Raw genomic sequence first — 13725 nt, 5'->3', positions numbered from 1 at the left:
CTGTTGTTGTGGACCTGAGGGGATTCGAACCCCTGACCCCCTCGATGCGAACGAGGTGCGCTACCGGACTGCGCCACAGGCCCTTGCAACGGGTGAAACATTAGCACCCCGACGGGGGTGCTTGGAAATCCGGTCCCCGCTGGTCAGCGAGACGGGCGTCACTCGTTGGCCGCGCGGGGGCGGTCGTCGTCCGCGTACTGGTCGAAGAGCGGGGTCCGGCGGCCGCTCTGCGACGTGCGCCGACGCGGTGCCGGAGGGGCCGGAGTCGTCGGGTCCGCGGTGGAGGAGCGGGCCGAGGACCAGGTGTCCGGGGCGCCCAGGTCGATGCTGCCGGTGGCGCGCGGGGCGACCGGGGCCGTCACGTATGTCGGCAGCGGCACCGGGACCGGCTCCCAGCTGTCGCCGCGCTCGGGGCCGCGCTCGCGCTGCTGGTCGACCCACTCGGCGTGGTCGGTCTGCTCGACCAGGGCGCGCCGGTCGGCCTCCTGCGGGGAGACGGCGGGCTCGGGCTCGGGGGCCGGATGCGGCTCCGGCTCGTCCTCGGCCTCCGCGACGGCGGCCGCCTGGCGGCGCGGCTGGCGCTCGCGCAGCCGGGCCGCGGCCGCCTCGGCGCGGCGCCGGTCCATGACGAACGCGAACCGCCGCCGCTCCCGCGCCCGCAGATGCACGATGTACGCGCTGAGTAGTACGGCGGGGACCGCGGGCGCCCACAGGAAGGCGAGGCCGCCCACCGCCGCCACGACCGTGCCCAGCGTGAACGCGAGGAAGAGGATCACCGTCGTACGGCGGCGGCGCGCCAGGACCGCGCTGCGCCGGGCGCGCCGGGCACGCTCGGCGGCGGCCGCGGAACGGCCGTCGCGCCGGCGCCCGTCGCCCTGCCGCACGCCCCCGGGTCGCTCGTCACCACGGCGCTCGCCACCGCGGCGCTCTTCGCCGCGCGGCTGCTCGGAACGGGACTGCTCGGCGCGCGACTCGTCGCGGTGCGGATCCTCCGGGCGTGCCTCCTCGGGGCGCGGCTCCTCGCGCCCGCCCGGCCGCTGCGCCCCGGCACCCGTGGGGTGCTGTCGGGGCACGGCGAAGTCCCGGACGTCGACGCCCTTGACGGGGTCCCCGAGGGACTCCGTGGGCGCGTCCGGGTCGGCGTCGGGGGCGGGGGCGCCGGAACCTCGCTGCCTCAACTCCTTGGCGTACCGGCGCTCCATGGCCGACCGTCCGGACAGCAGCCGGATGGCGGTGCTGAAGCGTTCCGTCGGACGGGCCTCGTTGAGCTCGTCCTGCCTGCGGAGCCACATCGGCACCAAGTAGGCGGCCCAGGCCCCGACGATGACTGCGTAAATGAGGCCGCTGCTGCTCACACCCCACACGGTAGAGGGACGGGCGCGAGGGGATACGCCAATTGAGCCGGTGTGTCGCACGATCTGGCTGATATCACTGGCTTTTTTTGTGATTCTTCAGATCGGTTCACGGTCATACGGCGACCAAATTCGAACGTTTATTTCATTTCTCGTGGTGGGCCCGACGCGCCTGCTTCCACCTGTGCAGCAGCCCCTCCGGCACCTCCTCCGCCGTCAGCGCGTACACCAGGTGGTCCCGCCATCCGCCGTCGATGTGGAGATAGCGCGGGCGCAGCCCCTCCTCGCGGAATCCGAGTTTCTCCACCACCCGCCGGCTCGGCCCGTTCTCGGGGCGAATGCAGACCTCCATGCGGTGCAGTCCGACCGTACGGAAGCAGTGGTCGGTGGCGAGCGCGACGGCCGTCGGCATCACGCCCCGGCCCGCCACCTCGCGGTCGACCCAGTAGCCGACGTGCCCCGAGCACATCGAGCCCCAGGTGATCCCGGCGACCGTGAGCTGGCCGACCAGATGGCCCTGGTACTCGATCACGAAGGGCAGCATCCGGCCAGCGTTCGCCTCGGCGCGCAGATGGCGGACCATCTGCCGGTAGGTGGGCCGCTGGGCGGGCGGGGCGCCGGGCGCGGGCGGCGGGATGGTCGCCTCCCAGGGCCGCAGCCACTCACGGTTGCGCCGGTTCACCTCGCGCCAGACCCGCTGGTCGCGCAGCTTTATGGGGCGGAGGAGCACATCGCCGTCCGCCAGCTCGACCGGCCACGATGGGACGTTCAGCTTGGGCTCCCCACGGGTCTGGGGTGGTCGCCGCCCCGGATCTGGTCGACGGCGTGCAGCAACAGCCGCTCCAGGACGGCCAGTCCGTCACGGACGCCGCCGGTGGAGCCCGGCAGGTTGACGATCAGCGTGCGGCCGCCCGCGACCCCGGCGAGCCCCCGGGAGAGCGCGGCGGTCGGGACCTTCGCCAGGCCCTCGGCGCGGATCGCCTCCGGGATGCCGGGGACCTCGTAATCGAGGACGCGGCGGGTGGCGTCGGGGGTGCGGTCGGTGGGCGAGATGCCGGTGCCGCCGGTGGTGACGATGACGTCGTAGCCGGCCGCCGCGCCCGCGCGCAGCGCCTGCTCCACGGGGTCGCCGTCGGGCACGACCAGCGGCCCGTCCACGGCGAAGCCGAGCCCGGCCAGGCCCTCGGCGAGGATCGGGCCGCCCCGGTCCGCGTAGACCCCGGCGGCCGCGCGGTTGGAGGCGGTGACGACGAGCGCCGCGTACGGGGCGAGCAGCGCCCCGCCGAGGCCCGCCGAGTCGCCGGGGAACGGCGGCGCGTTCTCCACGCCGGGGCGGTCCGGCGCCGTCACGGGGTGGCCCCGTCCGGCTCGGGGCGGGACCAGTCGCCGGACTTGCCGCCGGTCTTCTCCTCGACCCGTACGTCCGTGATGACGGCCGCCTTGTCCACGGCCTTCACCATGTCGACCACGGTCAGCGCGGCCACCGACACGGCGGTCAGCGCCTCCATCTCGACGCCGGTGCGGTCGGTGGTCTTCACCGTCGCCAGGATCTCCACCGCGTCGTCCGCGACCGTGAGCTCCAGCTTCACCCCGGACACCGCGAGCGGGTGGCAGAGCGGGATCAGGTCCGGGGTGCGCTTGGCGCCCATGATCCCGGCGATCCGGGCGGTCGCCAGGGCGTCGCCCTTGGGCACGCCCTCGCCGCGCAGCAGCTCGATCACGCGCGGCGAGACGCGTACGCGCCCGCTCGCGCGCGCGGTGCGGGCCGTCACGTCCTTCTCGGAGACGTCGACCATACGGGCCGCGCCCGCCTCGTCGATGTGCGTCAGCCTGCCTTGCGTACTCATGGTGTGGCGCTCCCGGTCCGGCCTGTGTGGGCAGACACGCTACCGCCACCCCGGCCCGGTCAGCCGAGCAGGACCACCTCCACTTCGGAGCCGGGCTCCACCGAAGTGACGTCCTCGGGAATGACGATCAGGCAGTCCGCCTGGGCGAGGGCGGCGATCAGATGCGATCCGGAGCCGCCGACCGGCGTGACGGCCGAGGCACCCTCGTCGTAGGTCCCGCGCAGGAACTGGCGGCGGGCCGCCGGGGACGTCAGCGCCTTGTCGGCCCTGAGCGCGGCACGCGCGCGTGGCCGGTGCACGTCGGGCAGGCCCATCAGGGTGCGGATCGCCGGGCGGACGAACAGCTCGAAGGAGACGTACGACGACACCGGGTTGCCCGGCAGGGCGAGCAGCGGGGTGTGGTCGGGGCCGATGGAGCCGAAGCCCTGGGGCTTGCCGGGCTGCATGGCGAGCTTGCGGAAGTCGATGCCGCCGCCCGGCTCGTCCTCGTCGCCCACCGAGGACAGCGCCTCCTTGACGACGTCGTACGCCCCCACGCTCACGCCGCCCGTGGTGACCAGCAGATCGGCGCGGATCAGCTGGTCCTCGACGGTGGCGCGCAGCGTCTCGGCGTCGTCGGTGACCGCGCCCACCCGGTAGGCGATCGCTCCCGCGTCGCGCGCGGCGGCGGCGAGCGCGAAGCTGTTGGAGTCGTAGATCTGGCCCTCGCCCAACTTCTCGCCGGGCTGGACGAGTTCGCTGCCGGTCGAGACGACGACCACGCGGGGGCGCGGGCGGACCTTCACGGTGCCGCGGCCGATCGCCGCGAGCAGGCCGATCTGGGGCGGGCCGAGCACGGTCCCGGCGGCCAGGGCCAGGTCGCCCGCCTGCACGTCGCTGCCGCGCGCGCGGACGTGGGCGCGGGCCTCGGCGGGCCGGTGCACCCGGACCTCGCCGCTCGCGCCCTCGGGGGCGTCGCTGGCGGCGCGCATCCCGGTGGCCGCGCCGCCGCCCGTACCGCCGTCGGTCCACTCGACCGGGACGACGGCCTCGGCGCCGGGCGGCAGCGGGGCACCGGTCATGATCCGGGCGGCCTCGCCGGGACCGACGGACGGGAGCTCGCCGCTGCCCGCGGCGACGTCGCCGATCACGGTCAGTACTGCGGGGAACTCCTCGCTGGCGCCCGCCACGTCCGCGACCCGCACCGCGTACCCGTCCATCGAGCTGTTGTCGAAGGGGGGCAGCGCGAGCGGCACCGTGACATCCTCGACCAGGACACAGCCCTGGGCGTCGGGCAGTTGCAGCTCGATGGGTTCGAGCGGCTCCACGGCGGCGAGGACGTCCTCCAGGTGCTCGTCGACCGACCAGATCGTGTTGCTCAAGGTGCCTGCATCTCCTCGGTCACGTAACTGCGAAGCCAGGCCTTGAAATCGGGGCCCAGGTCTTCACGTTCGCACGCGAGTCTGACAATGGCACGCAGATAGTCGCCGCGGTCGCCGGTGTCATAGCGGCGGCCCTTGAAGACCACGCCGTGCACCGGCCCGCCGACCTTCTCGTCGGCGGCGAGCTGCTGGAGCGCGTCGGTGAGCTGGATCTCGCCGCCGCGGCCCGGCTCGGTCTGGCGCAGTATCGCGAAGACCGCGGGGTCCAGCACGTACCGGCCGATGATGGCCAGGTTGCTGGGCGCGTCCGCCGGGTCGGGCTTCTCCACCAGGCCGGTGATCCGTACGACGTCGCCGTGGCCGGTGGGCTCGACGGCCGCGCAGCCGTACAGGTGGATCTGGGACGGGTCGACCTCCATCAGGGCGATCACGCTGCCGCCCTCGCGCTCCTGGATCTCCACCATCCGGGAGAGCAGCGGGTCGCGCGCGTCGATGAGGTCGTCGCCCAGGAGCACCGCGAAGGGCTGCTCGCCGACGTGGGGCGCGGCGCACAGCACGGCGTGGCCCAGGCCCCTGGGGTCGCCCTGGCGCACGTAGTGCATGGCGGCCAGGTCGCTGGACTCGCGGACCTTGGCGAGCCGGGCCTCGTCGCCCTTGCGGGAGAGGGCCTCCTCCAGCTCGTAGTTGCGGTCGAAGTGGTCCTCCAGCGGGCGCTTGTTGCGCCCGGTGATCATCAGTACGTCCGAGAGGCCGGCGGCGACCGCCTCCTCGACCACGTACTGGATCGCGGGCTTGTCGACGACCGGCAGCATCTCCTTGGGCGTGGCCTTGGTGGCCGGCAGGAACCGGGTGCCGAGGCCTGCCGCCGGGATGACAGCCTTGGTGATCCGTGGGGGCGACTGAGTCATGCGCAGCACACTAACCGCTGCGTATGGGCGGAAGATTATCCTCCGGTTAATTCGCTCTCATAAACAGGCATTTGAGGGGATTGTGAAAACACTGTGAGTGATGGTGCAGCCGAAAAGGCCCTCTTGCGCGGGGAACTCCTGGGTGCCCGGCGCCTCCTGACGCCGGACGACGTCAGCCGGGCGGCCGAGGAGCTGGCCCGTCAGGCGCTCGGACTGCCCGAGCTCGCGGCGGCCGGCACCGTCGCCGCGTACGTCTCGGTGGGGCGCGAGCCGGGCACGCGCGCGCTGCTGGACGCGCTGCGCACGCGTGGTGTGCGCGTCCTGCTGCCCGTACTGCAATCGGACAATGACCTGGACTGGGCGCACTACGAGGGCGCGGACCGGCTCGAACCGGCCGGGCGCGGGCTCCTGGAGCCGTCCGGACCCCGGCTCGGCCCGGACGCCGTCCTCGGCGCCGACACCGTGCTGCTGCCCGGCCTCGCCGTGGACGCGCGCGGGATGCGCCTGGGCCGGGGCGGCGGCTCGTACGACCGGGTGCTCGCCCGGATCGCGGCGGCGGGCCACGACCCCGCGCGCGTGGTGCTCCTCTACGCGAACGAGGTGGTCGCCCGGGTCCCGGAGGAACCGCACGACCACCCCGTTCACGCCGTGGTCACCCCGCGGGGCGTGACCCGCTTCACGGCCTGAGCCTCAGCTCACTTCGTGAGCGTCAGCGTGTCGACCGTCGACGCGCCGACCGCCTTGGCGCTGAACGACCAGTCCAGCTGCTCGCCCTTGGCCCACTTCCCGGTCTGGTCCGAGTAGTGCGCGCTGTAGGCGTGGCCGGAGGCGCCGGTGAGGTTGATCCACTTCGACTTGTCGAAGTCCTTCAGGTTCACCACCATCCGCATCGACGGCACCCAGGTGACCGAGTAGTCGCCGCCGCCCGCGTTCCAGCCCGTCGCGTTGACCGCCGCCTCGCCGCCGCCCAGGTTCCACGGGCCGCGGTTGAGGAGGAACTGGACGATGCCGGGGCCGTCGGTGCCGAGCGTCTGGTTCTTCAGCATCAGCTGGTGCAGCCGGCCCCAGCTCCAGGTGGTGACGTCCTTGCCGAGCTTGGCCGTCAGCTCCCAGCGGGCGTCCTTCATGGCGCGCGCCAGCAGCTGGTCCCGGGTGGTGGTGGCCGGGTCCAGACGGCTCTTGGGCGTCTGCCACCAGGCGTTCTTCTCGTCGTTGAAGATCCGGCGGACCACCTCGAACCAGCGGTCGCCGCCGTCGGGCTGCGCCGAGTCCGCGTCGCGCTGGCCGCACTCGCGCACCAGCCCGTTGAGGTCGTCGACCGGGCCGGAGCTGTCCGGCGGGCGCACGTTCAGGCACTCGCCCTTGACCCTCAGCTCCTTGGGGAGCTTGTTGCCGAAGGCCAGCTTGAGGACGTTGCGCCACACCGCGTTGAAGTAGGCGGCCGCCCCGGAGTCCGACTCCTGGGTGTAGTCCCAGCCCTCCAGGAGCTTCTGCGCCTCCCGTACGGCCGGGTCGGGGACGTCGACCTTCAGCAGCGCGGGCGTCAGCAGCGCGGCGATCTCGCTGCTGTTGTCCATCTGCATCTTCTGCATGTCCTCGGTGGAGACCTTGCCGCCGTCCTTGGTCTTCGACTCGATGAGGTCGTTGATCCGCTGGCTGCGGGTGCCGTAGCCCCAGTCCTTGGTCAGCAGGTACGGGTACTTCTTCTCGTCGATCACGGCCTGGTTGGCGGTGACGATGTAGCCGCGCTTGGGGTCGAGCTCGTACGGCAGCTGCTCGAAGGGGATGGACCCCTTCCAGTTGTACTTCGAGTCCCATCCGGGGGCCGGAACGGTGCCGTCGAAGCCCTTGGCCCGGACCGGGATCTTGCCGGGCGCCTGGTAGCCGATGTGGCCCTTGGTGTCGGCGTAGATCAGGTTCTGCGAGGGGACCTCGAAGTCCTTGGCGGCCGCCCGGAAGGACTTGAAGTCCTTGGCGCGGTCGAGCTCGAAGACGGCGTCCATGGACCTGCCGGGCTCCAGGGCGGTCCACTTCAGGGCCACCGCGTACCCCTCGCCCCGGTCCGGGGCGGAGGTGGCCACGGGGGCCTTCTTGCCGACCTTCTCCAGCTCGTCGTTGCGGTCGGAGACCAGCGGGCCGTTGTTGGTCTCGCGCACGGTGATCGTCTTGCTCTTGCCGCCCGCGACCTTGATGACCTCCTCGCGCGTGATGAGGGGCTCCTGCCGGTTGTCGACCAGGTAGGTGCCGCCGGGGGCGATCTTCTCCAGGTACAGGTCGGTCACGTCGGCGCCGAGGTTGGTGAACCCCCAGGAGACATCCTGGTTGTGGCCGATGATCACGCCGGGCATGCCGGAGAACGTGTAGCCCGCCACGTCGTAGCCGCAGCTCGCGGAGACCGTGCGGCAGTGCAGACCCATCTGGTACCAGAGCGACGGCATCATCGGCGCCAGGTGCGGGTCGTTGGCGAGCAGCGGCATGCCGGTCGTCGTGTACTTGCCGGAGACGACCCACGAGTTGGAGCCGATGCCGCTGCCGTTGGGGCCGAGCAGCGCCGGGATCTTGTCGAGGCTGTCGGAGAGCCGCGCCAGCTGCGCCTGGGCGCCCTGCGTCGCCCCCTGGATCGCCGATCCCGCCCCGGTCTCGGTGCTGGGCTCGCGGCTCTGGTCGTACTTCTTGGTGAGCTTGTTGACCGAGCCCTCGTCGACGATCGGCCGGTGGGTGGCCGTCGGGTACGGCGGGTACAGGTCCTTGATCTGCTTGGGGGTGAGCCGGCTGGCCATCAGGGACCGGTCGATCTCGTCCTGCATGTTGCCGCGCAGGTCCCAGGCCATCGCCTTGAGCCAGGCCACCGAGTCGACCGGGGTCCACTTCTCGACCTTGTAGTCGTGGACGAAGTCCAGCGCCGCGTACTCGACGGAGATGTCCTTGGGGCCCTTGCCCTCCAGGTAGGCGTTGACACCGGCGGCGTACGCCTGGAGGTACTTCTTCGTCTGCGGTGACAGCTTGGTGTCGTACTCCTGCTGCGCGACCCGGCGCCAGCCGAGAGTGCGCAGGAAGGCGTCGGTCTCGACCTGGTCCTTGCCGAACATCTCCGACAGCCGGCCGGAGGTCATGTGGCGGCGGACGTCCATCTCCCAGAAGCGGTCCTGGGCCTGGACGAAGCCCTGGGCCATGAAGAGGTCGCTGTCGTTGTCCGCGTAGACCTGCGGCACCCCGTAGTCGTCGCGCTTGACCTCGACCGGGTTGCCGGTGAGGCCCTTGAGCTGGATCGACCCCGTGGTCTGCGGGAAGGAGGCGCGAACGGTGCTGACGCCCCAGTACGCGCCGTAACCGACACCCGCGACGAGCGCCAGCACCAGGACGATCAGGATCAGGCGGGCACGGCGTCCCTTCTTCTTCCTGACCTTCTTCTCGGCTGGGGCTGTGGTGTTGGCGGGCATCGCTGTCCTTCGAGGGGCAGGGTGGTCCTAGGTGCTGGAGCAACCATAGGCGCAGCGACTGACAGCCCCGGACGCGGTGTCTTGTATGAGCGTCAGCCCGTCCCACTGACACGCTTATGCGTAAAGAACTCGTCAAAGATTAGGTAAGGTAACGAAGTAACGGTGGCTGGAGAATCGTTCCGGCACCGGTGCGTGAGGGCGCCTGACGGCGCGTGAGGGGAAGGATCGGCCACTGACTGTCCACCATCTCAACGAGCTCCTGCTCATCTGCTCGCTCGTCCTGCTCATCGCCGTCGCGGCGGTGCGCGTCTCCTCCCGCAGCGGGCTCCCCAGCCTGCTCCTGTATCTGGGCATCGGGGTCGCGATAGGGCAGGACGGAATCTTCGACGTCCAGTTCGACAACGCCGAGATGACCCAGGTCATCGGCTATGCCGCCCTGGTGGTGATCCTGGCCGAGGGTGGTCTGGGCACCAAGTGGAAGGAGATCCGACCGGCGCTGCCGGCGGCGGTCGTGCTGTCGATCGTCGGTGTCGCGGTGAGCGTGGGGGTCACCGCGACCGGTGCGCACTACCTGGTCGGGCTCGAATGGCGGCAGTCACTGATCATCGGCGCGGTGGTGTCCTCGACGGACGCCGCGGCCGTCTTCTCCGTCCTGCGCAAGGTCCCGCTGCCGTCCCGGATCACCGGCGTCCTGGAGGCCGAGTCGGGCTTCAACGACGCCCCGGTGGTCATCCTGGTCGTCGCCTTCTCCACGCCGGGCCCGGTGGACTCCTGGTACGTCCTGGCCGGAAAGATCGCCCTTGAGCTGGCGATCGGCGCCGGGATCGGGCTCGCGGTCGGCTGGCTCGGCTCCTACGGCCTGCGGCACGTGGCGCTGCCCGCCTCCGGCCTCTACCCGATCGCCGTGATGGCGATCGCCGTCACCGCGTACGCGGCGGGCGCCATGGCCCACGGCTCCGGCTTCCTCGCCGTCTATCTGGCCTCGATGGTCCTGGGCAACGCCAAGCTGCCGCACTGGCCCGCCACCCGCGGCTTCGCGGACGGCCTCGGCTGGATCGCCCAGATCGGCATGTTCGTCCTGCTCGGCCTGCTGGTCACCCCGCACGAGCTGCCCGACGACTTCTGGCCCGCCGTGGTCATCGGCCTGGTCCTCACGATGGTCGCCCGGCCGCTGGAGGTCCTGGTCAGCCTGGCGCCGTTCAGGATGCCCTGGCAGGAGAAGGCCCTGATGTCCTGGGCGGGGCTGCGCGGCGCCGTGCCCATCATCCTGGCCACGATCCCGATGGTCTCCGGGATCGACGGCAGCGAGCGGGTCTTCAACATCGTCTTCGTCCTGGTCGTCGTCTACACCCTCGTCCAGGGCCCGACGCTGCCCTGGCTGGCCCGCAAGCTGCGGATCTCGGACACCGAGACGGCCTCCGACCTGGGCATCGAGTCGGCGCCCCTGGAGCGGCTGCGCGGCCATCTGCTGTCGGTGGCGATCCCGCCCGAGTCGCGGATGCACGGCGTCGAGGTGCACGAGCTGCGGCTGCCGCCGGGCGCCGCGGTCACCCTGGTCGTCCGGGACGGGAAGAGCTTCGTGCCGGGCCCCACGACCGTGCTGCGGCGCGGCGACGAGCTGCTCGTGGTGGCGACGGATCCGGTACGGGACGCGGCCGAGGCCCGGCTGCGGGCGGTCGGCCAGGGCGGCAAGCTGGCGGGCTGGCTGGGCACGGGCGGCGGGCCGGGCCCGCGCGGCTAGGGCCTGCCCGGCGGGGCGGGTCTGGTCTCGGCGGTCCGGTCGGCTCGCCGGAAAGCGCCCTGAGCCCGCCAGGCGTCGTCCCGCGTCCATCGAATCAGGGAACCACCGGGAAAAGATCCGGTTAATCAGAGGTGTGATCTCGGTCATCCGTGCGCTTTCACAGGCACGGAGCCGGATCCCCCTGTAGCATGAAGGCACACCACTGATCGACCAACTCTGCCTGACGCAGAGCTGGCGCGACCGTATGGCGGTCGGAGGCTCCCGCAGTGAGCCCCGGCATCTACCGCAGTTCCGCGCAAGAGGACAGCTCTCGGCAACGCCCGTACTCACCCGTACCAGGGGCGCGCTACCAGGCGGCAGAAAGGCAAGGGCCGTGGCATCCACGGTCGCTTCCGAGCGTCGCCCCGGCTACGGGCAGCTCCTGCGCACTCCCGGCGCACTCTCGTTCCTCCTGCCCGGCTTCGCCGCCCGGCAGCCCTTCGCGATGCTCACCATCAGCATCGTGCTCCTCGTCCAGCACACCACCGGCTCGTACGGCAGCGCCGGTGCCGTGGCCGCCGTCACCGGCGTCTCCATGGCCCTGTTCGCGCCCCAGAGCGGCAAGCTCGCCGACCGCTTCGGCCAGCGCGCCGTACTGCTCCCCGGCGTCCTGGTGCACTCCGCCTCGGGCTCCCTGCTGATCGCGCTGGCGCTGTCCGGCGCCCCCCTGTGGGCGCTGTTCCTGGCCGCCGTCCCGACCGGCGCCTCGGTGCCGCAGGTCGGCCCGATGGTCCGGGCCCGCTGGGCCGCCAAGCTCGACGGCTCGCCCCTGATGTCGACGGCCGCGGCCTTCGAGTCGGTGACCGACGAGTTCACCTTCGTCATCGGCCCGGTGCTCGCGACCGCGCTGTGCACCGGCGTCCACCCGGCCGCCGGACTGATCACCGAAGCCGCGCTGACCCTGGTCGGCGGTCTGCTCTTCGCCGCCCAGCACCGCACCCAGCCGCAGCCCAGCCGCGCCGCCGACGGCCACGCGCGCGAGGAGCACGTCTCCGCGCTCTCCATCCCCGGTGTGCGGGTCCTGGCCGTGTCGTTCCTCGGCATCGGCGCCGTCTTCGGCGGCATGCAGGTCTCGCTGACCGCGTTCTCCGAGGAGATCGGCAACCCCGGCGCCAACGGCCTGCTGTACGGCGTCTTCGCCGCGGGCAACATGCTGGCGGGCATCGCGTGCGGCGCCATCGCCTGGAAGTCCGCTCCCCGGACGCGGCTGATCGCCGGCTACACCGGACTGACCCTGGCCGCCTCGGGCCTGTGGGCCATGCACTCCGCGGTGCTGCTCGGTGGCCTCGGGCTGATCGTCGGCCTGTGCATCGCCCCGGCACTGATCACCGGCTACACCCTGGTGGAGTCGCTGGTCCCGGCCTCCGCCCGGACCGAGGCCTTCACCTGGCTGACCGGCGCGGTCGCGCTCGGCCAGGCCGGCGCGGTCACCGTGGCCGGCCGGCTGGCCGACGCCCACGGCTCCAGCGCGGGCTTCCTGGTGCCCCTGGCGGGCACCGCGCTGGCCCTGATCACCCTGGTCTCGCTGCGCTCGCGGCTGGCTCCGCGCTCCTCGGGACGGACCGTCGCCCGTAGTGGCGTCGGTCACCGAGTTCCCGTGACGGTGGACTGATCCAGCGGAATACGTCACTATGGACCGTCGTTAGCACTCATCGAGTGAGAGTGCCAGGAGGAAGACAAGTGCCGACCTACCAGTACCAGTGCACCGAGTGCGGCGAAGGCCTCGAGGCGGTGCAGAAGTTCACCGATGACGCCCTGACCGTCTGCCCGAGCTGCGACGGACGCCTCAAGAAGGTCTTCTCGGCCGTCGGCATCGTCTTCAAGGGCTCCGGCTTCTACCGCAACGACAGCCGCGGCGCCTCGTCGAGCAGCACGCCCGCGTCCTCGGCCGCCAAGCCGTCGACGTCGTCGAGCTCCGACTCGAAGCCGGCCGCATCGACGACCTCCTCGTCGTCGAGCTCCACCAGTTCGTCGTCGGCCGCCTGACCCGGCCGTACGCCCCGGACACACCGGACCCCGCCGTCCCCGACGGCAGGGTCTTCGGCATGCCCGGACCCGTTTTGGCGGCCGACCGCCACGGCTAGGGTGCTGCGCATGACCAACGCGCGCGTGACCAACGCAGAGATCGGCGTCATCGGCGGCTCGGGCTTCTACTCGTTCCTGGAGGACGTGACCGAGATCCAGGTCGACACCCCCTACGGCAGCCCCAGCGACTCCCTGTTCCTGGGCGAGATCGCCGGGCGCCGGGTCGCGTTCCTGCCCCGGCACGGCCGCGGCCACCACCTCCCGCCGCACCGCATCAACTACCGCGCCAACCTGTGGGCGCTGCGCTCGGTGGGCGTGCGCCAGGTGCTCGGCCCGTGCGCGGTGGGCGGGCTGCGGCCCGAGTACGGCCCGGGCACGCTGCTCGTGCCGGACCAGCTGGTGGACCGTACGAAGTCGCGCGTCCAGACGTTCTACGACGGCTACCCGCTGCCCGACGGCTCGGTCCCGAACGTCGTGCACGTGGCGCTGGCCGACCCGTACTGCCCCGAGGGCCGCAAGGCCGCGCTCTCCGCCGCGCGCGGGCGGGACTGGGAGCCGGTGGACGGCGGCACGCTGGTCGTCATAGAGGGCCCGCGCTTCTCCACGCGCGCGGAGTCGCGGTGGCACGCGGCGATGGGCTGGTCGGTGGTGGGCATGACCGGGCACCCCGAGGCGGTGCTCGCCCGCGAACTGGGGCTCTGCTACACGACGATGACCCTGGTCACCGACCTGGACGCGGGCGCGGAGACCGGCGAGGGCGTCTCCCACGAGGAGGTTCTGCGGGTCTTCGCGGCCAACGTGGACCGACTCCGCTCGGTGCTCTTCGACGCGGTGGCGGCCCTGCCGACGGGCGAACGGGACTGCCTGTGCACGCGGGCGCTGGAGGGGTTGGACACGGGGATTCGGCTGCCGTAGGGGCTGACGCCGGGCGGGGGCTGGGATCGGGGAGCTGCGGGTCGGGGACGGTCTGCGGCCGGGCGCGGCTCGTCTGCCCCACCGGGCGGCGGAGTTG

12 protein-coding genes and 1 tRNA gene are annotated in these 13725 nt (G+C 71.9%); 5 read left to right on the top strand and 8 right to left on the bottom strand.

Annotated features, from left to right (window positions below; all coding sequences use genetic code 11):
- Positions 1-9: 9 nt before the first annotated feature.
- The 7 genes from IE252_RS06125 to galU all read right to left on the bottom strand — a co-directional run bounded on the left by IE252_RS06125 (position 10) and on the right by galU (position 5468).
- Positions 10-83, bottom strand: a tRNA-Ala gene (locus tag IE252_RS06125).
- A 75-nt stretch (positions 84-158) separates the two neighbouring features.
- Complete coding sequence (sepX, locus tag IE252_RS06120) at positions 159-1355, bottom strand: divisome protein SepX/GlpR (protein ID WP_190088242.1); 1197 nt, start codon at positions 1353-1355, stop codon at positions 159-161.
- A gap of 142 nt (positions 1356-1497) precedes the next feature.
- Positions 1498-2124 (bottom strand): GNAT family N-acetyltransferase, encoded by a 627-nt coding sequence (locus IE252_RS06115; protein WP_190088421.1) that lies wholly within the window; start codon positions 2122-2124, stop codon positions 1498-1500.
- Positions 2121-2627, bottom strand: a complete 507-nt coding sequence (locus IE252_RS06110) for a MogA/MoaB family molybdenum cofactor biosynthesis protein (protein ID WP_190088420.1) — start codon at positions 2625-2627, stop codon at positions 2121-2123. Before IE252_RS06110 ends, IE252_RS06115 begins: the two co-directional genes overlap by 4 nt.
- A gap of 71 nt (positions 2628-2698) precedes the next feature.
- A complete protein-coding gene (gene moaC / locus IE252_RS06105) occupies positions 2699-3199 on the bottom strand; it encodes a cyclic pyranopterin monophosphate synthase MoaC (RefSeq protein ID WP_101388722.1) in 501 nt (166 codons plus the stop codon).
- 59 nt (positions 3200-3258) lie between these two features.
- Positions 3259-4560 carry a molybdotransferase-like divisome protein Glp gene (glp, locus tag IE252_RS06100; RefSeq protein ID WP_190088241.1) on the bottom strand — a complete coding sequence of 434 codons (1302 nt, stop codon included), beginning with the start codon at positions 4558-4560 and terminating at the stop codon, positions 3259-3261.
- Entirely contained in the window at positions 4557-5468 is a 912-nt protein-coding gene (gene galU, locus IE252_RS06095; RefSeq protein ID WP_190088240.1) for a UTP--glucose-1-phosphate uridylyltransferase GalU, read from the bottom strand. Before galU ends, glp begins: the two co-directional genes overlap by 4 nt.
- Positions 5469-5561: 93 nt before the next feature.
- Here galU and IE252_RS06090 point away from each other — a divergent pair, with 93 nt between their 5' ends.
- A complete protein-coding gene (locus tag IE252_RS06090) occupies positions 5562-6155 on the top strand; it encodes a 5-formyltetrahydrofolate cyclo-ligase (RefSeq protein ID WP_190088239.1) in 594 nt (197 codons plus the stop codon).
- An 8-nt stretch (positions 6156-6163) separates the two neighbouring features.
- Here the strand turns inward: IE252_RS06090 and IE252_RS06085 are convergent, their stop codons facing one another.
- Complete coding sequence (locus tag IE252_RS06085) at positions 6164-8908, bottom strand: penicillin acylase family protein (RefSeq protein ID WP_190088238.1); 2745 nt, start codon at positions 8906-8908, stop codon at positions 6164-6166.
- Between the two features lie 202 nt (positions 8909-9110).
- Here IE252_RS06085 and IE252_RS06080 point away from each other — a divergent pair, with 202 nt between their 5' ends.
- From IE252_RS06080 to IE252_RS06065, 4 genes are all read left to right on the top strand, one after another.
- Complete coding sequence (locus tag IE252_RS06080) at positions 9111-10649, top strand: potassium/proton antiporter (protein ID WP_190088419.1); 1539 nt, start codon at positions 9111-9113, stop codon at positions 10647-10649.
- A 373-nt stretch (positions 10650-11022) separates the two neighbouring features.
- A complete protein-coding gene (locus IE252_RS06075) occupies positions 11023-12300 on the top strand; it encodes an MFS transporter (RefSeq protein WP_190088237.1) in 1278 nt (425 codons plus the stop codon).
- 68 nt (positions 12301-12368) lie between these two features.
- A complete protein-coding gene (locus tag IE252_RS06070) occupies positions 12369-12674 on the top strand; it encodes an FmdB family zinc ribbon protein (protein WP_101388728.1) in 306 nt (101 codons plus the stop codon).
- 108 nt (positions 12675-12782) lie between these two features.
- A complete protein-coding gene (locus tag IE252_RS06065) occupies positions 12783-13628 on the top strand; it encodes an S-methyl-5'-thioadenosine phosphorylase (protein ID WP_190088236.1) in 846 nt (281 codons plus the stop codon).
- The last annotated feature ends 97 nt before the right edge of the window (positions 13629-13725 follow it).

This window comes from Streptomyces melanogenes, assembly GCF_014649795.1.
Classification (GTDB): domain Bacteria; phylum Actinomycetota; class Actinomycetes; order Streptomycetales; family Streptomycetaceae; genus Streptomyces; species Streptomyces noboritoensis.
Note: the sequence above shows the minus strand (reverse complement) of the source record. Positions and strands in the feature narration are given on the sequence as shown.